Origin of the sequence: Pseudomonas sp. SWI7 (assembly GCF_006351945.1) — a bacterium.
Classification (GTDB): domain Bacteria; phylum Pseudomonadota; class Gammaproteobacteria; order Pseudomonadales; family Pseudomonadaceae; genus Aquipseudomonas; species Aquipseudomonas fulva.
Genome location: NZ_CP040930.1, coordinates 3,324,840 through 3,345,863, shown reverse-complemented (window position 1 = coordinate 3,345,863; position 21,024 = coordinate 3,324,840). Strand labels below are relative to the sequence as shown.

The window sequence follows — 21,024 nt, the reverse complement described above, 5'->3', positions numbered from 1 at the left end:
GCCATGGGCTGGCTATCGCGCTACCGGGAAAAACGGGCCAAGCGGGCGATTCGCAAGCTGCCGGCCATCGAGCGCGGGCAGGCGCGATTTGCCGCGCGTTACCCCCAGTACGCTTTCGGCGTGGGCAGCTATGGCGTGCCCGAGGTGCATGACTGGCAAGAGGGCACGACGCTGCGCATCGGCGCCTATTGCTCGATTGCCGAAGGCGTGCAGATTTTCCTTGGCGGGCATCATCGGGCCGACTGGGTCACCACTTACCCATTCCCGGCCATGCTGCCCGAGGCATCGGTCATAGAGGGCTATGCCTTCAGCCGCGGGGATGTGACCATCGGCAACGACGTGTGGCTGTGCTCCAACTGCACGATCCTGTCGGGGGTGAACATTGGCAGTGGCGCCATCGTGGCCGCTGGGGCCGTGGTGACGCGGGATGTACCCGCTTACGCGGTGGTCGGCGGCAACCCGGCCAGCGTCGTGCGCTGGCGATTCCCGGAAGCGGTACGCGTGCAACTGCTGGCCAGCGCCTGGTGGGACTGGCCACCTGCCGAGATTGCCCACGTGGTGGGCAAGCTGTGCAGCGATGATATCCAGGCGTTTCTCGCCTATGCCGAGCAGCGCGCCTCAGGCCTGGCGGGTCGAACCTGACTTCAGGTTGTCAGGCTTGGTCTGCCGGCGCTGAGCCAGGCGCTTGCCCAGGGCGATCCCCGGCTTTTCCAGTATGAGGAACGTGGCGCTGCTCAAGACCACCAGGACGGTGCAGGCGATGGCGATCACGGCCATGAATGCCCCGTGGTCGTCGTAGGTGAACCCGTAAGAGGGGTAGAGGCGATAGGCGAGCCACCACAGCACCAGCCCATGGAGCAGGTAGAGGCTGTAACTGATTTCACCCAGCCAGCGGGCACTGCGCAGGGCCAGGGCGCCCAGCAGGTCGTTGCCCGAGACGATGATGCAGAACACGAGGCTCAGCAGCAGCAGCGGGAATACCGCGAAGGTCTTGTGCAGCACTGTCATCACCAGCACCAGCAAGCCGATGGCCATCCAGGTGCCGTACCTGCCCTTGGCCCATTGCACCAGCCTCGGGCTGCGTACCCAGTACACCGCCGCAATGCCGCCTGCAAAGCTCATCAGGTATTTCTTCTTCAGCGCATGTTCCCAGCCCACGAGCTTTGCCAGCAGGTACAGGGCGACCACGCAGGCAATGGCCCTCAAGAGCGTACCGCGGTAGACGAACATCAGGCCCAGCAACGGCAAGGCCAGGTAGAAGTAGATTTCGTAGTTCAGGGTCCAGGTCACGTTCGAGATCAGGTTGCCGGTGCCGGCCAACTGGTTGATGTCGGGACGGTGGAACAGCAGCCAGGCTGAAAGCTGTTGTGCCAGCGCGGTCGGCGTATCCAGCAGCTCCCAGCCTTGCAGATAGAACACCGTCACAAGCACCGCAGCCAGCAGGCCGAAATACAGGGGGTACAGGCGCATGACCCGGGAAATGGCAAAGGCCCGCCAATCGAAGGCGCGGCCCTGGCGAACCAGCCTGCTCCAGAACAGAAACCCGGTGATCATGAAGAACAGGGCGACGCTCGCTTGCCCGATCTGGGCAAAGAAGCGCTCCGGTGGCATGTTGATCTGGCCAGTGTGCTGGTAATGCCAGGCAATGGCGGCATGGTGGATGAAGACCCCCAGTGCCAGGTAGCCCCTCAAGCCATCGAGGGTGGCCCAGCGCCCCGCCACCGGCTCCAGATGGCGCGCCACCCAAGGGCTGCGCAGCAGCAGCCCTGCCAGCAACAGGGCCAGGCCGAACACCAGGAAACTGAGCAGCGGCGCGAGGTAGCCCATGTCAGCGATCCGCTCCAGGGGCCAGTTCGAGCTTCTGGCGCAGGGCGTGGCTCATGGTCTGGCTGGCCGCTGCACTGTAGCCCTCCAGCAGGGCCTGGACGTTTTCCTCGAACAGCCACTGCTTGTCTTCGGCGTAGCGCTGCATGTGGCGCAGGTTGCGCTGGCGCAGCTCTGCCGACAGTGGCGAAGGCAGCAGGCGCATGTCGGCAAGGTCGATCAGGCCAAATTCGCCGTTGTCCATCAGCAGTACGTTGCCCAGGTGCAAGGACCGGAAGTAGACGCCTTGCTGGTGCAACTGACCCATGAACCGCCCAAGCCGCTGCACCAGGGCCTTGCGTGCTGCCAGCGAGGAGCAGGCCTGCAGCGCCTGGCGCACGGTCTGGCCTGCCAGGGGGATGTAGCGCACCCCCTGGGTGCCATCGGCGTAGTTCAGCAGTTCCACGACGGGGGGCGTGGGAATGCCTTCGAGTGCCAGTTGCTGGCTGTTTCTGGCAAAGCGGCGCGCGTAGGGGTAGAAGGCGCCGGCGGTGTACCAGGCGCGCGGGCGGAACAACTTCAGGAAGCTGCCATCTTGCAGGAGCAGGACCTTGGGCCCAAGCCCGTCCTCTTCGATGATGCGGGCACCCTCATGCAGCTGCCTGGCCTGCGCCTCGCTCAAGCGAGCGCGGTTGGCCGCCACCAGCCTGCCGCCCCGGCGGGCGATGTTCAGCCCGGCGACCAGTGCCAGCGGAATCCACAGCAGGAACCAGTGCTCCTTGGGCCGCGACAGGATACCGCCGCCCTCGGTCAGGCCCGCACCAATGCCGAACACCAGCAGTGCCGAGGCCATCTGCAGGGCAGGGTGGGTGCGGTACTTCCAGCCGCTGTAAAGCGCGTAGATGATCATGCCCAGCCACGGCAGCAAGCCCAGGATGCCCACGTAATACAGCACGCCCATGACGAAACTGTGGGGCTCGCTCAGCAGGTAACCCACGCCGACATCGATGGACAAGGGCGCGTCGTAGCCGTGGCCAATCAGCGGGTGCTGGAGGAACAGGTCCCAGGTAATGCGCCAGATATCGAAACGGTACGAGTCGCCGCGCGCCATGATCAACTGCGGGTCCACCACCAGTACTGCGGCGATGAACAGCGGAGCGGCCAGGAACAGGGGGATCGAACGACGGTCCAGGCACAGCAGGGCGATCCAGTTCACCGCCAGGGTCATGGCCACCAGGGGCGTGCGGGAACCGGTGGCCACCACCGCGGCGAACATGACCGCAAAGGCCGCCATGCACAGCGACACGGTCAGCGCCCGCTTGCCGTTGACCGCCATCCACAGCCAGTAGGTCCCGAAGAAACCGTACAAGTGCGAGCTGAGCAGCGGGTTATCCAGAGCGCCTGCGCCGATCAGCCGGCTGCCTGGCGTGTAGGTGAGCATGAACGTGGTCAGGTCCCGCAGCGTGGCCAGCAGCGCCAGTAGCGCAGCCCCCAGGAACAGGCCCTTGAGCGCCTCGGGCCGGTAACGCAGCATCAGCCCGGTGCCCAGGAACAGCATCAGGGTGTGCAGGGGCCGCTTGATCAGGTTGTCCGCCTGCGCCGCCGAGGGTGACCAGCTCAGGCTGAGGATGGCGTAGCCGGCGAAGGCCACGAACAGCCACAGCAACGGTTCACGAAACAGGGTTTTCAGTTCACGAGGCCGGACACATAGCGCCAGCAGGGTCGGGATGCTGAAAAGGCCGTAGTACAGCTTGTGGTGCAGGCTGCGTTCGGGCAGGAAGAACAGGGCACCGAGCAGCGCCAGCATGCCGGCCGGCAGCAGCCACAGGCACACGAAATCGAAAAAGCGGTTGCCGGCGTTGTGTAGGCTGCTTGGGAACATGGAGAAAGAGGGCCCAGGTCGAAAGAACGGGCAATGTTACCCCAGCTTTGCGCGCATTGCTGCTGGTAAGCGGCGGGGGCCGAGTGGTCCGACGTCGCTGCCAACGTGTGGTAAAGTCAGCACCCCATTTTCAGCATGTTCCGTGATATGACAGACGCCAACGGCTCTCAGAGCCCATCGAGCATGAAGATCTATTTCCGTCTACTTGGCTATGTCCGACCCTACATCGGCGTGTTCCTGCTGAGTATCCTGGGCTTTCTGATCTTTGCTTCGACCCAGCCAATGCTGGGTTACATCCTCAAGTATTTCGTCGACGGCCTGTCCAACCCGGATGCCTCGCTGTTTCCCAACGTCCCGCACCTGCGCGACCTGAACCTGCTGCACACGGTGCCGGCGCTGATCATCATCATCGCCGCCTGGCAAGGCCTGGGTTCGTTCCTGGGCAACTACTTCCTGGCCAAGGTCTCGTTGGGCCTGGTCCATGACCTGCGGGTGCAGCTGTTCAACAACCTGCTGAGCCTGCCCAACCGCTACTTCGACCAGAACAACTCCGGGCACCTGATTTCGCGCATCACCTTCAACGTGACCATGGTCACTGGGGCGGCTACCGACGCCATCAAGGTGGTCATTCGCGAAGGCATGACGGTGGTGTTCCTGTTCGGCTCGCTGCTGTTGATGAACTGGCGCCTGACGCTGGTGATGCTGGCCATCCTGCCGCTGATCGCCTTCATGGTGGGCCGTGCCAGCAAGAAATTCCGCAAACAGAGCAAGAAGATCCAGGTTGCCATGGGCGACGTCACCCACGTGGCGTCCGAGACCATTCAGGGCTACCGCGTGGTGCGCAGCTTCGGCGGCGAGGCCTACGAGCGCCAGCGCTTCCTCAAGGCCAGCCAGAGCAACACCGACAAGCAGCTGCGCATGACCCGTACCAGCGCCATCTACACGCCCCTGCTGCAACTGGTGATCTACGTTGCCATGGCCGTGCTGATGTTCCTGGTGCTGTACCTTCGTGGCGATGCCTCGGCAGGCGACATGGTGGCCTACATCACCCTGGCCGGCCTGCTGCCCAAGCCGATTCGCCAGCTTTCGGAAGTGAGTTCGACCATCCAGAAGGGCGTGGCCGGTGCCGAGAGCATCTTCGAGCAGCTCGACGAGCAGCGAGAAGTGGACACCGGTACCGTCGAGCGCGATGCGGTCAGCGGGCGCCTGGAAGTGCGCAACCTCAGCTTCACCTACCCCGGTACCGATCGCCAGGTGCTGAGCGACATCAACTTCACCGTCGAGCCTGGGCAGATGGTCGCGCTGGTGGGCCGCTCCGGCAGCGGCAAGTCCACCCTGGCCGGCCTGATTCCACGCTTCTACCACCACAGCAGCGGCGAGATACTGCTCGATGGCGTGGAAATCGAAGACTTCAAGTTGCTCAACCTGCGTCGACACATCGCCCAGGTCAACCAGCATGTGACCTTGTTCAGCGACACCATCGCCAACAACATTGCCTACGGTGACCTGGCCGGGGCGCCGCGTGCCGACATCGAAGCGGCGGCTGAGGCAGCCTTCGCCAAGGATTTCGTCGATCAGCTGCCCAAAGGTTTCGATACCCAGATCGGCGAAAACGGGGTGTTGCTCTCCGGTGGCCAGCGCCAACGCCTGGCCATCGCCCGCGCGCTGTTGAAGAACTCGCCACTGCTGATCCTGGACGAAGCGACCTCGGCCCTGGATACCGAGTCCGAGCGGCACATCCAGGCTGCGCTGGACCGCGTGATGCAGGGGCGCACCACGCTGGTGATCGCGCATCGCCTGTCGACCATCGAGAAGGCCGACCAGATCCTGGTCATGGATCAGGGCCGTCTGGTGGAGCGGGGCACCCATGCCGAGCTGCTGGCCGCCAACGGTTACTATGCGCGCCTGCATGCCATGGGCCTGGATGAGCCGGCCAAGGCCGACATCACCTGATTCTACCTGCCAAGGGGCCTCGGTGCCCCTTCTGTTTCGGGGTATTCCTCAGCGCGAACTGGCCCTAAAGCCGCCAGCCGCGCTGTGCTAATATCCCGTCCCTGTTCACTATTGTCATATGGGTTGCCCATGAAGTTGTCCATGCCGCGTTTCGATCAAGCCCCGGTACTGGTGGTCGGCGATGTCATGCTCGACCGCTACTGGCATGGCGGTACGTCGCGTATTTCGCCGGAAGCGCCAGTGCCGGTGGTCAAGGTCGATCAGATCGAGGATCGCCCAGGCGGTGCGGCCAACGTGGCCTTGAACATCGCCGCACTGGGCGCGCCGGCGTCCCTGGTGGGCGTCACCGGGCAGGACGAAGCTGCCGACAGCCTTTCCAACAGCCTGCAGGCGGCAGGCGTGCGTTCGGTCTTCCAGCGCATTGCGCATCAGCCGACCATCGTCAAGCTGCGGGTCATGAGCCGGCACCAGCAGCTGCTGCGCATCGATTTCGAAGAATCCTTCGCCACCGACCCGGTGTCGCTCAGCGCAGAAGTCGACGGTTTGCTCGAAGGCGTCAAGGTCCTGGTGCTGTCGGACTACGGCAAGGGCGCGCTGAAAAACCACCAGGCGCTGATCCAGGCCGCACGGGCCAAGGGCATCCCGGTGCTGGCCGACCCCAAGGGCAAGGATTTCTCCGTCTATCGCGGGGCCAGCCTGATTACCCCCAACCTCAGCGAGTTCGAGAACATCGTTGGGCGTTGTACCGACGAGGCGGAGCTGGTTGCCAAAGGTTTGCAGCTGCTCCAGGAGCTGGACATGGGCGCCTTGCTGGTGACCCGTGGCGAGCACGGCATGACCTTGCTGCGCAATGGTCATCCGCCCCTGCACCTGCCAGCCCGTGCACGTGAAGTGTTCGATGTGACCGGCGCAGGCGATACGGTGATCTCCACCCTTGCCGCCGCCATTGCCGCCGGTGAAGAGCTGCCCCAGGCAGTGGCCCTGGCCAACCTGGCGGCGGGTATTGTCGTCGGCAAGCTTGGTACTGCGGCGATCAGCGCGCCGGAACTGCGCCGCGCCATCCAGCGCGAAGAAGGGTCCGAGCGCGGGGTGCTGGGCCTTGAGCAATTGCTGGTAGCGATCGACGATGCCAGGGCACACAACGAGCGTATCGTGTTCACCAATGGCTGCTTCGACATTCTGCATGCGGGCCACGTGACCTACCTGGAGCAGGCGCGCGCTCAAGGCGATCGCCTGATCGTGGCGGTCAACGACGATGCATCGGTCAGCCGGCTGAAGGGCCCGGGCCGGCCGATCAACAGCGTCGATCGCCGCATGGCCGTGTTGGCAGGCTTGGGCGCAGTGGACTGGGTGATCAGTTTCTCCGAAGGCACCCCAGAAAACCTGCTGAGCCAGGTCAAGCCGGATGTGCTGGTCAAAGGCGGCGACTACGGCATCGATCAAGTGGTTGGCGCCGACATCGTCAACGCCTATGGCGGCACCGTGAAAGTGCTGGGGCTGGTCGAAAACAGCTCCACCACTGCCATCGTCGAGAAGATCCGCAAGCACTGACAGGGCAGGGCTGCGTGGCAGCCCTTGTTGCGGCGGCGCCAGCGGCGGCGCGCTGCATGCCCGCTTCGCTCAGGGCTTGTGCAGCGAGGTACGCGCCCGCTTGAGCAGCGCTCGGGCCTTGGCACCGAACCGTTGCAGGTGGGAGGCTCGGGCAGGCTTGGGTTCAACCAGGCCTTGTTGACGCACCCAATCCTTCCAGCGTATCCGTTCCTCGTTGACCACCCAGCCCTCCTGCCGGGCGAAGCTTTCGGCCAGGTACAACCCCCGTGTGCTGGCCGGCACCAGTTCGTCTTTCTTCAGGGTATACAGCTCAGCCAGGGGTTGGCCGTCCTGTAGCGGCATCAGGTACAGGTCCGGGCGCTTGCGGTTCAGCCGCGCCACCAACTGGTCGCCCTCAAGACGTTCATCCACATGGAACAGGCTGAGCTTCTTGGCCTCCCTGGGCACTTGCAGGCGCATGTCGTAGATCAGTTGCAGCGAAGCGGTCGGCAGGTGCACGTAGGCACGGGGCCGCTCCAGCAGGACCAGGTTGCCGCAGTGGACCGGGCGGGCGGCACCGGACTGCGGGGTCAGTTGAAAATGCGGCGTTTCTCGGTAGTGCAAGGCTGCCGCATAGGGCACAGGTAGCCAGGTGTCGTTGAAGCGGCCGCCCAGCCAGCCCTCTGTGGTTTCCAGCAGGCATTCCTCGGCTACTTCCTGCACGGCGGTGTGCAATGGCAGGTTCAGTTCCTGAGCGGGCACGTAACCTGAGATCAGCTTTAGCACCACGTCGCCGCGGTCTTGGCGCCGTTGACGCACCAGCACCCAGTAGTCGCGGTTCTGCCAGGTCAGCGTCAGGCGCACCGACACACCCAAGTTGGCAAGCTCGACCACGAACCGCTGGGGATCTGCCACCGCCACCGGTTTGCGACGTTGTTGGGTCTGGGCGAAATTGAGGGGCATGCCAGTGCCCTGGTAGAGAAGGCTTTCGGCCGTGGCCTCGACATGCAGCGGCAGCGTCTTGAAGTTGCTCGGGTTCTTGCGTATCAGCGTTCGCGCCACGTTGCTCCTCCTTGCGACGGCTCGCCCGGCGCGTGGCCAGGCAGACTCAATGCTGGCCCAGGATTCGGGCGACGGTGGCCACGTTATGGGCCAGGTGCAACGGGTTGATGGTGCCCACGATAGCACTGCTGACGCCAGGGTGGGCGAAGAGCAGCTCGAAGCTGGCACGGACCGGGTCGACGCCGGGTGCCAGGCAGGCATGGCCGCTGGCCAGGGCCTTTTTGACCAGGATGGCCTTGCCGTGCTGCGCAGCGTAGTCGAGTACCGGGCGCTCTGCCTGTTCGTTCAGGTTGAAGGTGACCATGGCGCAGTCGCCTTGCTCCAAGGCCTTCAAGCCTCCGGCTACAGTCTTGCCTGAAAACCCGAAGCCCAGGATCTTGCCTTCACGCTTGAGCGTGGCCAAGGTCTCATACACCGCCTGCTGCTCGAGGATGGCCAGGTCATTACCGTCGGAGTGCACCAGCACCAGGTCGATGCGGTCGGTTTCCAGCCGGCGCAGGCTGCGCTCCACCGATCGGCGCGTGTGGGCCGCGCTGAAATCGAAACGCGATTGACCGGCGTCGTATTCCTCGCCCACCTTGCTCACCAGCACCCAGGCATCGCGCTGACCCCGCAGCAGCGGGCCAAGGCGCTCTTCACTGCGGCCATAGGCCGGAGCGGTATCTAGCAGGTTGATGCCCAGGTCGCGGGCCTGGCCAAGCAGCAGCCTGGCTTCATCGTCGCCGGGGATGGTGAAGCCTGAAGGGTATTTCACGCCCTGGTCCCGGCCAAGCTTGACCGTGCCCAGCCCCAGGGGCGAAACCTGCAAGCCCGTGCTGCCCAGGGGGCGGTGCAAACCGTGGAGAGTTGGCAAGCTCATGGCAGGAGGGTCTCCCATGCAGGCTGGCCCAACGGCGGGCGCGGCAAGTCGGTCAGGTCGGCCTGGGCCTGAGGTTGCACGGCGTCGCGTTGCAACTGGCGGATAACCCGGTCGCTGAAGTCAGGTGCCAGGGCCAGCTTGGTAGGCCAGCCCACCAGCAGCCGGTGCTGTGCGGCAAGAAACGCATTGTCCGGGCGCACCAGGCCGGACTGGGCAGGCTCGGCACGGTCCACTCGCAACGTGGCCCAGTGCAACTGGCTTTGATCCACCCAGGGCAGCAGGCTGGCCACTTCTTTCTGCGCGGCGGCGATCTGCGCGGCCGGCTCGCGGGCCACGCCATCGGCTTCGGCCAGTTCGCCGCCCAGGTACCACACCCACTGTCCGTCGGCGGCCGGGTGGGTGGTGACCGTCATCCGCGGCTTGGGGCCTGCGCCCAGGCAATGGGCATAAAGTGGCTTGAGGTTGGCTCCCTTGACCATCACCATGTGCAGGGGGCGGGTTTGCATGGCGGGCTGCTCGAGCCCCAGTGCCTGCAACAGGTCCGCGATGCCGGCGCCCGCGCTGAGCACGATGCGCTGGGCGCGGATGTCACGCCCGTCCACACGCAGGCCCACCAGCTCGCCCTCGTCGCGCAGCGGCTCGATGCGTTCGCCCGCCAGGAGGCTGTCACCGGCCAGTTCGGCCAGGTTGGTCAGCAGGCTGGGCACGTCGATCACCAGTTCGGCCAACCGATAGACCTTGCCCTTGAAGGCGCGGTCCTGCAACGCCGCAGGCAATTGGTCGCCTTTGACCTGATCCACCCGGCCGCGCACCGCCTTGCTGGCGAAGAAGCTGGTGAGATTGCCGGCCAGGGTGCCTGGAGACCACAGGTAGTGCGCATCGGACAGCAGGCGCGTATGGCGCAGGTCCAGTTCGCCGTTGCCCGCCAAGGCTTCGCGCCAGCGGCGCGGCATGTCGGCAATCGCCTCCGAGGCGCCGGTCAGCGCCCCATGCAGCGCGTACTTGGTGCCGCCATGGATGATGCCCTGGGACTTGAGCGTCTGTGCGCCGCCTACCGTGGCGCGCTCCACCAGCACTGTCGAATAACCCAGGCGGCGCAAGCGGGCATTGAGCCAGAGGCCTGCGACCCCGGCGCCGACGATCAGCACGTCAGTGGAAATGGCAGATGGCATGGCGATACCTCGAAAACTGGGACAGCTGGCAAGTATACAGGCTCAGGGTCGGATGCACGGGCTGGCGTGCGCCACGCATCCTGACGCTGCTGCCACGGCCCGGCTCAGTGCCCCGTGGTCTTGGAGAACAGCTGAATCACCACCACGCCGCCGACGATCATCGCCATGCCGAGCATCGCCGGGATGTCCAGTTTCTGCCCATAGAGCACCAGTGCCGCCACGCTGATCAGCACGATACCCAGCCCCGACCAGATCGCGTAGGCGATGCCCACCGGGATGCTGCGCACCACCAGCGTCAGCATCCAGAACGCGATGGCGTAGCCCGCCACCATCAGCAGCAGAGGCAATGGGGTGCTAAGGCCTTTGACAGCCTTCATGGAGGCGGTGGCGACGACTTCGGCGCAGATGGCAATCGCGAGGTAGGTGTAGGCATTCATGACGGTTCTCCAGTGGATGGGCGCATTCTAGGCCGTACTCGAATGCGGTAAAGTCATTACCTATCTGGTAAGGAGATAGGTGAATGGCCGAGCAATGGAGTCTGGATCAGTTGCGCACGTTCATGCGCGTGGCTGAGCTGCGTTCGTTTTCTGCCGTTGCGCGCGAACAGCACAAGGCTCAATCAGCGGTCAGCAACGCCATCGTCCTGCTCGAAACGGACCTTGGGGTCACCCTGTTCGAACGCAGCAGTGGGCGCCAGCCGAAGCTCACCGCAAACGGCGAAGCGCTGCTTGCCGATGCCCGCGAGCTGCTGCGCCAGTGCGAGCGTCTGGATGGGCGGGCCTTGGCGTTGATGCGTGGCCAGGAAGCACTGCTGCGGGTGGCGCAGGATGAGGCGATGCCGTATCAGCCTGTCATCGACAGCCTGGATGAGTTGGCAACCCGTTACCCCTTTCTGGAAGTTCAACTGGCCAGCGGCGCGCAGGGCGACGTCGCACGCAAGCTGGTGGAGCGGCGTGCCGACCTGGGGTTGTTCTTTCACCATGAGCGCATACCGGCGTCGCTGGAACGGCGGGCCTTGGGTAGCGTGGAAATGGTCACGGTCTGCGCCGTCGGCCACCCCTTGGCGCAGGCCGGCCGGGCGGACCGACAGCAACTGGCACGCCATCGCCAGCTGCTGATCACCCCCCAGCAGAGCGGTTACCCGGGGGGTGAGGCGATCAGCCCACAGGTGTGGCGGGCCGACAGCTTCTATGCCATGGCCGAACTGCTGATGCGCGGGCTGGGCTGGGCCTGGCTGCCGCGGCATGTGGTGCAGTACCCCACCTATCAGGCGCACATGGTGGAGCTGGCCAGCGACTGGCGGCCACCGGCGCTGGTGGTGGAGCTGGCCTGGCGTCGGGACGAGCCATTGGGCCCGGCCGCGCAGTGGCTGGCCGAGCGTTTTGCAGTGCATTTGCGTGCGATCGGGTAAACTTCGCCGCCATGAACAGAACTCTCTACACCTTGCTGTTTCACCTTGCCCTGCCACTGCTTGCACTTCGCCTGTACCTACGCGCGCGCAAGGCGCCTGCCTACGGGCGCCGTATCGACGAGCGCTTTGCCATCAAGCTGCCGACGATGCGCAAGGGCGGCATATGGGTCCATGCGGTTTCCGTAGGCGAAAGCATCGCAGCTGCCCCCATGGTACGCGCACTGCTAAAGGCCTACCCTGAGCTGCCGATCACACTGACGTGCATGACGCCCACCGGTTCGGAGCGCATTGGCGCCCTGTTCGCCGATGAGCCGCGGGTCCAGCATTGCTACTTGCCATACGACCTGCCGTGGGCGGCGGGGCGCTTTCTCGACCATGTGCAGCCAAGGCTGGGCGTGATCATGGAAACCGAACTCTGGCCCAATCACATCCATCAATGCGCCAGGCGCGGTATTCCCGTGGCGCTGGCCAATGCGCGCCTGTCCGAACGCTCGGCCCGTGGCTACGGGCGGTTTGCCAGGCTGACCCGGCCCATGCTGGCCGAAATGAGCCTGATTGCCGCGCAGACCGAGGTGGAGGCGCAGCGCTTTCTGGCACTCGGCGCGCGTGCTGCCTGCGTGCAGGTCACCGGCTCGATCAAGTTCGACCTGAAGATCGATGAGCAGCTGGTGCCGCGCGCCCAGGCTTTGCGCCAGCAATGGGCCGCCACTTCGCGCCCGGTGTGGATTGCCGCCAGCACACACGACGGCGAAGATGCCCTGATCCTCCAGGCACACCAGCAGTTGCTGCAGGTGCATGGGGATGCGTTGCTGATCCTGGTGCCCCGGCATCCGGAGCGCTTTGACGCGGTTCATGCCATCTGCAGTCAGCAGTTTGCCACGGTGCGTCGCTCTACCGGGCTACCGGTGCTTGCCCAGACCCAGGTGCTGCTGGGCGACACCATGGGTGAATTGCTGTTCTTGTATGCCCTGGCCGACATGGCGTTCGTCGGTGGCAGCCTGGTGCCGACCGGCGGGCACAACCCGTTGGAACCGGCAGCCCTGGCGCTACCGGTGCTCATGGGGCCGCACGTGTTCAACTTCCTCGAAATCAGCGCCATGCTGCGCGAGGCGGGTGCGTTGCAGCAGGTCGATGACGCTCAGGGGTTGGCCGGTGCCGTGCAACGGCTGGTCGAATTACCGCAAGATGCCCGGCGCATGGGTGAGGCGGGTAGGGCGGTGATGAGGGCCAACCAAGGGGCGCTGCAGCGCTTGCTGAAGGGGTTGGGAAGGCTGATGCCCTGAGCGCTCACTGTCGGGGCGATGGTTGCGGTTGGCGTGATCAGGGCCGCTTTGCGGCCCATCGCCGGCAAGCCGGCTCCCCCAGATGAGGCTGCCCGTCCTCAGGGCTTACGCTCGAAATTCTTCGCCGCCGCTGCCGCCAGGTCCGGTGGCAGGAAATCCTTGTCCGGGTTGTAGTCGGGTTTCAGGTAGCGCTTGAGGTCCTGCAAGTCTTGCGGGCTCAGCGTGCCGGCCGCCTGTTTCAGGCTCAGGTTGTCGAGGATGTAGGCGTACCGGCTGTTGTTGTAGTCGCGCACCGAGGTGTACAGCTGGCGCTGGGCGTCGAGCACATCGACGATGTTGCGGGTGCCCACCTGGTAGCCGATTTCGGTAGCCTCGAGCGCGCTCTGGTTGGAGATGATCGACTGCTTGCGCGCCTGTACCTGTTCGACGTCGGTGTTCACCGCACGGTGCAGGTTGCGGGTGTTCTCCACCACCTGACGGCGCAGGCTTTCGCGCTGCTGTTCGCTCTGGCTGAGGCGCTGGTAGGCTTCGCGTACCTGTGAACTGGTCAGCCCGCCGCTGTAGATGGGAATGTTCAACTGCAGGCCAACGGTGGTCTGCTCCACGTCGCCACCATAGCGAACACCCAGCGGCGATGGGTTGCTGAAGCCCAGGTTGTCGTTGTCACCCTTCTGGTATTTGGCCACGGCATCTACGGTCGGGGCGTGACCGGCCTTGCGCTGACGCAACGTTTCTTCCGCCGCGGACACCGCGTAGTTGGTCGCCAACAGGTTGAGGTTCTGCCGGCCGGCGGTTTCGACCCAGGCCTTGGCGTCGTTGGGCACGGGCACCTGCACCGGCAGGCTGTGGACCACACCCTGGATAGCGGTGTACTCCCGATTGGTCAGGGTGACCAACGCCTGGAAAGCATCCTGCACCTGACGGACGGCGATGATGCGGTTGGCGCGGGCCGTGTCATAGCTGGCCTGGGACTGCAACACGTCGGTCTTGTCCGAAAGCCCCACGTCGAAACGTTCGTTGGACTGGTCGAGCTGACGCTTGAGGGCCGCTTCCTCGGCCTTGCTGGCCGCCAGGTTGTCCTGCGCACGCAGCACCGCAAAGTAGCTTTGCGCAGTCTGCAGGATCAGGTTCTGCTCGGTGGCAGACAGCTCCAGCGCGGCCTGTTCGTTGACGGCCTCGGCCGCTTGCAACTGGAACCAGCGGTCGGCGCGGAAGATGGGCTGGGCCAGGGTCGCGCTCCAGGCATTGCCGCTGCGGTTGGATGTGATCGACGGCTCGTCGAGCTTGGTGCGGGTGCTTTGCATCTCGGCACCGGCCGACAGGTTGGGCAGCAAGCCGGCACGGGCCTGGGGCACGATTTCGCGGCGCGCGCCGTAGTCGGCGCGGGCGGCTGCCAGGTCGGCGTTGTTCTCTACCGCTTCCTGGTAAACGCTCACCAGATCGGTTTTCACCGTTGCCGGTACGTCCGCCGCCCAGGCCATCGTATGGGACGCACAAGACACGGCCAGGGCCAGTGAGAGTTTGCGCAGCATAGGGGCAATCCTTGTACGAAATGTAATTACTGAACTGTTGAGTTTTGCTTGATGACGCAGTGTAGTGCCACGCGCTCCGGGCAACAATCACCCTGATGCCGTTGATCATTCCCGGGATTGCTCGCTTGGCTTTGCCGGCAACTCCAGTCTAGACTGCGCATGTTCTTGTCGGGGTGCCTTGAAGCAAAGGCTGAGATCGCATAGGTGCGGATCCCGTTGAACCTGATCAGGTTAGCGCCTGCGTAGGGAACAAGATTGCTCGCCTTCCCGGGGAGCCTCTTGTGCCAGGTCCGGGAAAGCATCGGCTGTTTGCAGCCCATGACACCCCGTCTTTGGCACCGCACCCGTCTAGGAGTGCGTCCGCGTCCTTCAGGTTCACCCCGACATTCCACTGCTAGGAAGCCGTCTGGAGAGCCTGTGATGACCCAACAAGAAAAAGCGATGAACCTCAGCGAATCGGCGCAAGTCGATCAGCAGTCCGTGCAGCCGTTTCCGCGCTCGCGCAAGGTCTATGTCCAGGGCTCGCGCCCGGATATTCGCGTACCGATGCGCGCGATCAGCCTGGCCGACACGCCCACCGATTTCGGGGGCGAGCGTAATGCGCCCGTGCTGGTCTACGACACTTCCGGCCCTTACACCGACCCAGAGGTGTTGATCGACGTGCGCAAGGGCCTGGCCGACGTGCGTTCGGCCTGGATCGATGCACGCGGTGACACCGAGCGCCTGAACGGCCTGAGCTCCCACTTCGGCCAGCAGCGCCTGAACGACGCCGAGCTGGCCAAGCTGCGCTTCGCCCATGTCCGCAACCCGCGTCGTGCCAAGCCAGGCGCCAATGTGTCGCAGATGCACTACGCCCGCCAGGGCATCATCACCGCCGAGATGGAATACGTGGCCATCCGCGAGAACATGAAGCTGCAGGAGGCCCGGGCGGCAGGCCTGCTCGATACGCAGCATGCCGGTCACAGCTTCGGCGCCAGCATTCCCAAGGAAATCACCCCCGAGTTCGTGCGCGAGGAAGTGGCCCGTGGCCGCGCCATCATTCCGGCCAACATCAACCACACCGAGCTGGAGCCGATGATCATCGGCCGCAATTTCCTGGTGAAGATCAACGGCAACATCGGCAACAGTGCGCTGGGTTCGTCCATCGAAGAAGAGGTGGCCAAGCTCACTTGGGGCATTCGCTGGGGTTCGGACACCGTCATGGACTTGTCCACCGGCAAGCACATCCATGAAACCCGCGAATGGATCATTCGCAACTCCCCCGTGCCCATCGGCACCGTGCCCATCTACCAGGCATTGGAAAAGGTCGGTGGCGTGGCCGAGGACCTGACCTGGGAGCTGTTTCGCGACACGCTGATCGAACAAGCCGAGCAGGGCGTGGATTATTTCACCATCCATGCCGGGGTGCTGCTGCGCTATGTACCGCTGACCGCCAAGCGCGTCACCGGCATCGTCAGCCGGGGTGGTTCGATCATGGCCAAGTGGTGCCTGGCGCATCACCAGGAGAACTTCCTGTACACCCACTTCGATGAAATCTGCGAAATCATGAAGGCCTACGACGTCAGCTTCTCGCTGGGCGATGGCCTGCGCCCGGGCTCGATCGCCGATGCCAACGATGCGGCGCAGTTTGGCGAGCTGGAAACCCTGGGCGAGCTGACCAAGATTGCCTGGAAGCACGATGTGCAGTGCATGATCGAAGGCCCCGGCCATGTGCCGATGCAGTTGATCAAGGAGAACATGGACAAGCAGCTCGAATGCTGTGACGAAGCGCCGTTCTACACCTTGGGCCCGCTGACCACCGACATCGCCCCTGGCTACGACCACATCACTTCCGGCATCGGAGCGGCCATGATCGGCTGGTTCGGCTGCGCCATGCTCTGCTATGTCACGCCCAAGGAACACCTGGGGCTGCCCGACAAGGACGACGTCAAGACCGGCATCATCACCTACAAGATTGCGGCCCATGCAGCCGACCTGGCCAAAGGTCACCCAGGGGCCCAGATTCGCGACAACGCGCTGTCGAAGGCGCGCTTCGAGTTTCGCTGGGAAGACCAGTTCAACCTGGGGCTGGACCCCGACACGGCGCGTGCCTTCCATGATGAGACCCTGCCCAAGGAGTCGGCCAAGGTGGCGCATTTCTGCTCCATGTGCGGGCCGAAGTTCTGCTCCATGAAGATCACCCAGGAGGTGCGTGAATACGCTGCCCGGATCGAAACCGTGGACGTCTCGGTGGAGCAGGGCATGCGCGAGCAGGCCGAGCGCTTCCGCCAGGCCGGCAGCCAGCTGTACCACAAGGTCTGAGGCCCAGCCTTTGGGCCAAGGTGGGCGCCACTCAGGCCGCGAAGCAGGGACCTGGTTAGCGGCCTGCCTTGCGCCCACCCCAACAATCACATTGCCGAGTGCGAGCAAGCATGACCACGTCCAGTCAATTTTCCCCTGATCATCCCATTCCCAACGGCCAGCGCGTATTCGGTGGTCGCGACCTGTTTTCACTGTGGTTTTCCCTAGGCATCGGCCTGATGGTGCTGCAAGTCGGTGCCATGCTGGCGCCGGGCCTTGGCCTGTCCGGGGCCATCCTGGCCATCGTCCTGGGCACCGGGGTCGGTGTGCTGTTGCTGGGTGCTGCCGGTGTGATCGGCAGCGACACCGGTTTGTCCGCCATGGGTACGCTCAAGCTCAGCCTGGGGGCGCAGGGTGCGCGCTTGCCAGCGCTGCTCAACGTATTGCAGCTGATAGGCTGGGGCGCCTTCGAGATCATCGTGATGCGCGATGCCGCCAGCCTGTTGGGTGCGCGAGCCTTCGGTGAGGGCAGCATCTGGAACAGCCCGGTGCTATGGACGCTGTGTTTTGGCGCGCTGGCCACCGTGCTGGCGGTCAGTGGACCGTTGGCTTTCGTGCGCAAGATCCTGCGGGCCTGGGGCATCTGGCTGCTGCTGGGCGCCTGTGTCTGGCTGACCTGGAACCTGTTCGCCAAGGCCGACCTGGCGATGTTGTGGCAGCGCGGCGGGGATGGGTCGATGTCGCTGGCCGTGGGCTTTGACATCGTCATCGCCATGCCCCTGTCCTGGCTGCCGCTGATTGCCGACTATTCGCGTTTTGCCCGCGACGGCAGGCAGGTGTTCGGCAGCACGGTGGTGGGGTATTTCATCGGCAACACCTGGTTGATGAGCCTGGGGGTGGCCTATACCCTGGCCTTCGCGGCGCAAGGCGAAGTCAATGCCCTGCTGCTGGCGCTCGCCGGGGCGGGCATGGGTATTCCGTTGCTACTGATTCTGCTCGACGAATCGGAAAAAGCCTTCGCCGACATTCATTCGGCGGCGGTCTCCGCCGGCGTGCTGGCACGCGTGAAGGTTGAACACCTGGCCCTGGCCATCGGCGTGCTGTGCACCCTGATCGCCCTGTTGGCACCGCTTGCCCAGTACGAAAACTTCCTGCTACTGATCGGCTCGGTGTTCGCCCCACTGTTCGGTGTGGTGCTGACGGACCATTACTGGGTTCGCCGTCGCAGCATTCCAGCCCATGTGGGGGCGCTGCACTGGCCGGCATTGCTGGCATGGGCGGCAGGCGTGGCGGCGTATCACATCATCGCCGCCCAGGCGCCGGACCTGGGCGCGACCCTGCCGGCGCTGGTGCTGGCAGGGGTGTTGTATGGCGTATTGAACTTCAGCCGCGGCCGGGGAACAGTTCGGGCTTGATCACGCCATTGAGGCGTGGGTAGGGAATTTTCAGCTCCACATGGCCCATGGAATACGGCGCGATGGCGTACACCTCGTACTTCACCACCACCGCGCCGTAGGTCAGGGCGATATGCGGCGAGCGCTTGAATGGCCAGGTTTTGATGAACTCGGCATCCTTGTCCATGCCGACACTCATCAGCCAGGCCCGGTGTGATTCCTCCACCGTCTTCCAGAACGTTTCTTCCTGGCCGGGGACCAGCATGTCCTGCAGGGTCAGGACCTTGTCCAGCTTGCGTGAATAGTTGATGAACGCACGACCTGGCATGCCATGGGCACCACCGGTATCCAGGTAGCTGGACAGCTCGATGATCACCAGCCCGTCATGCTGTTCGCGTACTTTGGCCTGCAGGTAGCTGCTGTTGCGCTTCTCGGCGCTGGCCAGGTAGTGCTGTTCGTAGGCTTGCAGCGTTGTCGGTGCCGCCCCGTGCTGGTTGTCCTCGGTCAGTTGCAGCAGACGCTTTTCGACAATGCCGTCGAGCTTGGGCAACGCCGGGAAATGCACGGTGTCAATATTCACCAACGGGCAATCACGCTCGCTGCAGCCTGGCTTGACGTGTTCCCAGGCTTCGCGCTTGACCTCGAGCGGCGCTCGGTAGTTGGGGGCGAACAGGCTCTGGCATGCGCCCAGCGCCAAGGCCAGCACAGCGATGGATGTCAGTTTGACAAGTGTCATGATGATCCTTGCAAGAACAGGGAAAAGTCGGCCTTTGACCGTCGGCATGGCCTTCAGTTCGCCACTAAGCTAACAGAGACCGGGCCTGCTGTGCCATGTACGCCAACGGTTGTCGCCGGGGGGTGAAACGTGCCAGCGTGCAGAGTAGGATGGCGCGATGCAGCAGCGATGCAACGAGGATTTTCATGTCGGATACGTTGAATTCAGTGCCCCAGGCGGTCGAGATCGTCAAGCGGGACAAGTGCTTCCAGGGCTTTTATAGGCTCGACAAGCTCCACCTTCGCCATGAGCTGTTCGCCGGTGGAATGGGTCGGGAAATCAGCCGTGAGCTGTTCGTGCGCCATGACGCGGTGTGCGTTCTGCCGTACGACCCGCAGCGCGATGAAGTGGTCCTGATCGAGCAGTTTCGTGTGGGTGCCCTGGACAAGGTCGCCAACCCCTGGTTGATCGAGATGGTCGCCGGGCTGATCGACAAGGACGAGCAACCTGAAGAGGTGGCGCACCGCGAGGCCGAGGAAGAGGCCGGCCTGACCTTCAGCGCGCTGTGGCCGATGACGCGCTATTTTCCTTCGCCAGGCGGCAGTGACGAATACGTCCACCTGTTCCTGGGCCGCTGCAGCGCCGAGGGTGCCGGCGGCCTGCACGGGCTGGAGTCCGAAGGCGAGGACATCCGGGTGCGCGTGTGGTCGTTCGAGGATGCCTTGCAGGCGGTACGCGACGGGCGCATCTGTAATGCCGCGACCATCATCGGCTTGCAATGGCTTGCCCTGAACCGCGACGAAGTTCGAGGTATGTGGAAGTGAACCTGTTGCGCGAGCGCTACCGGGTCGACCTGGCCGGGTTGCAGGCCGCCTGCGAGGCCAACTATGCCCGGCTGATGCGCCTGCTCCCGGACATGCGCACCACCCAGAGTTCGCGCAGCATCGGCATGACCCAGGGCGACCAGATGCTGGGCGTGCTGGTGCTCGACGTGGTCCTGGCCTGCCCCTATACCACCACGCTGCGCATACGCCAGGAGCACAGTCTGCCCTGGCTGCCGGTCCCGGTCATGGAGGTGCAGGTGTACCACGATGCCCGCATGGCCGAAGTGGTGAGTGCTGAGCACGCCCGGCGCTTGCGTAGCATCTATCCTTACCCCAACGCCGCCATGCATCAGCCGGACGAGAAAGCCCAGCTGAACCTGTTCCTGGGTGAATGGCTTTCCCACTGCCTGGCCTGCGGCCACGAACTGGTAAGCGCTCGCTGAAAGGAGACGGCCTTGCCGCACTCGAACCCTGCCGGCACCGTTAACGTGGTGCACCTGACCGACGCCCATCTGTTCGCCAGCCCCGAGGGCAGCATGCTGGGCCTCAATACCCGCGACAGCCTGCGCCATGTGGTGCAGCAGGCGTTGCGCGAGCAGCACGACACGCACCTGCTGGTGTGCACGGGGGACCTGTCCCAGGACGCCAGCGTTGCGTCCTACGCAGCCTTTGAGCAATTGACCGCAGGCTTTGCCGCGCCGGCGCGCTGGCTACCGGGCAACCATGACGAAGCGCAGGTGATGGCGCAGGTGGCGCCCGAGTTGGTGCAGCCAGTTACCGACATCGGGGTCTGGCGCATCGTCATGCTCGACACGGCAGTGCCAGGGGCGGCCCATGGTTGGCTGCAGGACGCCCAGCTCAGTGTGCTGGAGGCGGCCTTACGCACGGCAGGGGAGCGCCATTGCCTGGTGTGCCTGCACCATCAACCGGTCGACATCGGCTGCGCATGGATCGCCCCCATCGGCCTGCGCAACGCCGATGCGCTGTTCGCCGTGCTCGATCGTCATCCCCAGGTGCGCGCGCTGTTGTGGGGGCACGTGCATCAGGAATGGGATCAATGGCGCGGCGACCTGCGGCTGCTGGCCACGCCTTCGACCTGCATTCAGTTCGCGCCAGGCAGTGAGGATTTCGAGGTGAGTCAGCAGCATCCTGGCTACCGCTGGATCCGCCTGCATGCTGATGGGACGGTGGACACGGGGGTGGAGCGAGCGCTGGATTTCGAGGTCAGGCTCGATTTCGATAGCCCCGGGTATTGAACCGCGAGGCCGCTCCATAGACCGTGTGGTGCCTGAGCTGACGGGCTCATGGGCTTGTGGGCCCAACT

At 64.3% G+C, this 21,024-nt stretch carries 18 protein-coding genes and 1 riboswitch; of the genes, 10 read left to right on the top strand and 8 right to left on the bottom strand.

The window, feature by feature from the left end:
• Positions 1 to 3 precede the first annotated feature (3 nt).
• Positions 4 to 642: a CatB-related O-acetyltransferase gene (locus FH041_RS15370; protein WP_028687915.1), complete on the top strand. Its 639-nt coding sequence runs from the start codon at positions 4 to 6 to the stop codon at positions 640 to 642.
• On the opposite strand, the gene FH041_RS15365 is transcribed toward FH041_RS15370, so the two are convergent.
• Entirely contained in the window at positions 619 to 1,827 is a 1,209-nt protein-coding gene (locus FH041_RS15365; RefSeq protein WP_027913986.1) for an acyltransferase, read from the bottom strand. The two genes, FH041_RS15370 and FH041_RS15365, sit on opposite strands and share 24 nt — an antisense overlap.
• 1 nt (position 1,828) lies before the next feature.
• A complete protein-coding gene (locus FH041_RS15360; protein WP_140174817.1) occupies positions 1,829 to 3,685 on the bottom strand; it encodes a bifunctional O-antigen ligase/aminoglycoside phosphotransferase family protein in 1,857 nt (618 codons plus the stop codon).
• Positions 3,686 to 3,832: 147 nt separating this feature from the next.
• On the opposite strand from FH041_RS15360, the gene msbA reads away from it, so the two are divergent.
• Both msbA and hldE read left to right on the top strand, forming a co-directional pair.
• Entirely contained in the window at positions 3,833 to 5,638 is a 1,806-nt protein-coding gene (gene msbA / locus FH041_RS15355; RefSeq protein WP_027913984.1) for a lipid A export permease/ATP-binding protein MsbA, read from the top strand.
• Positions 5,639 to 5,767: 129 nt separating this feature from the next.
• On the top strand, positions 5,768 to 7,189 hold the full coding sequence (hldE, locus tag FH041_RS15350) for a bifunctional D-glycero-beta-D-manno-heptose-7-phosphate kinase/D-glycero-beta-D-manno-heptose 1-phosphate adenylyltransferase HldE (RefSeq protein WP_027913983.1): 1,422 nt from the start codon (positions 5,768 to 5,770) through the stop codon (positions 7,187 to 7,189).
• A gap of 69 nt (positions 7,190 to 7,258) precedes the next feature.
• Here hldE and FH041_RS15345 read toward each other — a convergent pair whose 3' ends face one another.
• The 4 genes from FH041_RS15345 to FH041_RS15330 form a co-directional block, all read right to left on the bottom strand.
• Positions 7,259 to 8,230, bottom strand: coding sequence for a metal ABC transporter ATPase (locus tag FH041_RS15345; RefSeq protein WP_140174815.1), 972 nt, complete (start codon positions 8,228 to 8,230; stop codon positions 7,259 to 7,261).
• Positions 8,231 to 8,276: 46 nt separating this feature from the next.
• Entirely contained in the window at positions 8,277 to 9,089 is an 813-nt protein-coding gene (locus FH041_RS15340) for an aldo/keto reductase (RefSeq protein WP_027913981.1), read from the bottom strand.
• Complete coding sequence (locus FH041_RS15335) at positions 9,086 to 10,261, bottom strand: FAD-binding oxidoreductase (protein ID WP_028687913.1); 1,176 nt, start codon at positions 10,259 to 10,261, stop codon at positions 9,086 to 9,088. The genes FH041_RS15340 and FH041_RS15335 overlap by 4 nt, the downstream gene beginning before the upstream one ends.
• A 104-nt stretch (positions 10,262 to 10,365) precedes the next feature.
• Positions 10,366 to 10,698, bottom strand: a complete 333-nt coding sequence (locus tag FH041_RS15330) for a multidrug efflux SMR transporter (protein WP_027913979.1) — start codon at positions 10,696 to 10,698, stop codon at positions 10,366 to 10,368.
• An 83-nt stretch (positions 10,699 to 10,781) separates the two neighbouring features.
• Between FH041_RS15330 and FH041_RS15325 the strand changes: the two genes are divergently transcribed.
• Both FH041_RS15325 and waaA read left to right on the top strand, forming a co-directional pair.
• Positions 10,782 to 11,672: a LysR family transcriptional regulator gene (locus FH041_RS15325; RefSeq protein WP_110606948.1), complete on the top strand. Its 891-nt coding sequence runs from the start codon at positions 10,782 to 10,784 to the stop codon at positions 11,670 to 11,672.
• Between the two features lie 11 nt (positions 11,673 to 11,683).
• Positions 11,684 to 12,955: a lipid IV(A) 3-deoxy-D-manno-octulosonic acid transferase gene (gene waaA / locus FH041_RS15320; RefSeq protein ID WP_110606947.1), complete on the top strand. Its 1,272-nt coding sequence runs from the start codon at positions 11,684 to 11,686 to the stop codon at positions 12,953 to 12,955.
• Between the two features lie 98 nt (positions 12,956 to 13,053).
• Here the strand turns inward: waaA and FH041_RS15315 are convergent, their stop codons facing one another.
• Complete coding sequence (locus FH041_RS15315; protein WP_140174813.1) at positions 13,054 to 14,487, bottom strand: TolC family outer membrane protein; 1,434 nt, start codon at positions 14,485 to 14,487, stop codon at positions 13,054 to 13,056.
• Positions 14,488 to 14,646: 159 nt separating this feature from the next.
• Positions 14,647 to 14,753: riboswitch (TPP riboswitch) on the top strand.
• Positions 14,754 to 14,907: 154 nt separating this feature from the next.
• Between FH041_RS15315 and thiC the strand changes: the two genes are divergently transcribed.
• Together thiC and cytX are read left to right on the top strand one after the other, a co-directional pair.
• Positions 14,908 to 16,788, top strand: coding sequence for a phosphomethylpyrimidine synthase ThiC (gene thiC, locus FH041_RS15310; RefSeq protein ID WP_027913976.1), 1,881 nt, complete (start codon positions 14,908 to 14,910; stop codon positions 16,786 to 16,788).
• A 110-nt stretch (positions 16,789 to 16,898) separates the two neighbouring features.
• Entirely contained in the window at positions 16,899 to 18,182 is a 1,284-nt protein-coding gene (gene cytX / locus FH041_RS15305; RefSeq protein WP_027913975.1) for a putative hydroxymethylpyrimidine transporter CytX, read from the top strand.
• Here cytX and FH041_RS15300 read toward each other — a convergent pair.
• Positions 18,151 to 18,897 carry an RsiV family protein gene (locus FH041_RS15300; RefSeq protein ID WP_028687909.1) on the bottom strand — a complete coding sequence of 249 codons (747 nt, stop codon included), beginning with the start codon at positions 18,895 to 18,897 and terminating at the stop codon, positions 18,151 to 18,153. The genes cytX and FH041_RS15300 overlap by 32 nt on opposite strands.
• Before the next feature lie 185 nt (positions 18,898 to 19,082).
• Between FH041_RS15300 and FH041_RS15295 the strand changes: the two genes are divergently transcribed.
• The 3 genes from FH041_RS15295 (at position 19,083) to cpdA (ending at position 20,956) form a co-directional block, all read left to right on the top strand.
• A complete protein-coding gene (locus tag FH041_RS15295) occupies positions 19,083 to 19,700 on the top strand; it encodes an NUDIX domain-containing protein (RefSeq protein ID WP_023532940.1) in 618 nt (205 codons plus the stop codon).
• Positions 19,655 to 20,143: a DUF1249 domain-containing protein gene (locus FH041_RS15290; RefSeq protein WP_219858223.1), complete on the top strand. Its 489-nt coding sequence runs from the start codon at positions 19,655 to 19,657 to the stop codon at positions 20,141 to 20,143. The genes FH041_RS15295 and FH041_RS15290 overlap by 46 nt, the downstream gene beginning before the upstream one ends.
• 93 nt (positions 20,144 to 20,236) lie before the next feature.
• Positions 20,237 to 20,956: a 3',5'-cyclic-AMP phosphodiesterase gene (cpdA, locus tag FH041_RS15285; RefSeq protein WP_232097643.1), complete on the top strand. Its 720-nt coding sequence runs from the start codon at positions 20,237 to 20,239 to the stop codon at positions 20,954 to 20,956.
• The last annotated feature ends 68 nt before the right edge of the window (positions 20,957 to 21,024 follow it).

Coding starts and splice junctions, on each gene's coding strand:
- FH041_RS15325 (WP_110606948.1), top strand. CDS start 10,782: ATGGCCGAGCAATGGAGTCTGGATCAGTTGCGCACGTTCATGCGCGTG.
- msbA (WP_027913984.1), top strand. CDS start 3,833: ATGACAGACGCCAACGGCTCTCAGAGCCCATCGAGCATGAAGATCTAT.
- FH041_RS15300 (WP_028687909.1), bottom strand. CDS start 18,897: ATGACACTTGTCAAACTGACATCCATCGCTGTGCTGGCCTTGGCGCTG.
- cpdA (WP_232097643.1), top strand. CDS start 20,237: ATGCTGGGCCTCAATACCCGCGACAGCCTGCGCCATGTGGTGCAGCAG.
- FH041_RS15360 (WP_140174817.1), bottom strand. CDS start 3,685: ATGTTCCCAAGCAGCCTACACAACGCCGGCAACCGCTTTTTCGATTTC.
- hldE (WP_027913983.1), top strand. CDS start 5,768: ATGAAGTTGTCCATGCCGCGTTTCGATCAAGCCCCGGTACTGGTGGTC.
- FH041_RS15315 (WP_140174813.1), bottom strand. CDS start 14,487: ATGCTGCGCAAACTCTCACTGGCCCTGGCCGTGTCTTGTGCGTCCCAT.
- FH041_RS15295 (WP_023532940.1), top strand. CDS start 19,083: ATGTCGGATACGTTGAATTCAGTGCCCCAGGCGGTCGAGATCGTCAAG.
- FH041_RS15290 (WP_219858223.1), top strand. CDS start 19,655: ATGGCTTGCCCTGAACCGCGACGAAGTTCGAGGTATGTGGAAGTGAAC.
- waaA (WP_110606947.1), top strand. CDS start 11,684: ATGAACAGAACTCTCTACACCTTGCTGTTTCACCTTGCCCTGCCACTG.
- FH041_RS15335 (WP_028687913.1), bottom strand. CDS start 10,261: ATGCCATCTGCCATTTCCACTGACGTGCTGATCGTCGGCGCCGGGGTC.
- FH041_RS15370 (WP_028687915.1), top strand. CDS start 4: ATGGGCTGGCTATCGCGCTACCGGGAAAAACGGGCCAAGCGGGCGATT.
- FH041_RS15365 (WP_027913986.1), bottom strand. CDS start 1,827: ATGGGCTACCTCGCGCCGCTGCTCAGTTTCCTGGTGTTCGGCCTGGCC.
- FH041_RS15330 (WP_027913979.1), bottom strand. CDS start 10,698: ATGAATGCCTACACCTACCTCGCGATTGCCATCTGCGCCGAAGTCGTC.
- thiC (WP_027913976.1), top strand. CDS start 14,908: ATGACCCAACAAGAAAAAGCGATGAACCTCAGCGAATCGGCGCAAGTC.
- FH041_RS15340 (WP_027913981.1), bottom strand. CDS start 9,089: ATGAGCTTGCCAACTCTCCACGGTTTGCACCGCCCCCTGGGCAGCACG.
- cytX (WP_027913975.1), top strand. CDS start 16,899: ATGACCACGTCCAGTCAATTTTCCCCTGATCATCCCATTCCCAACGGC.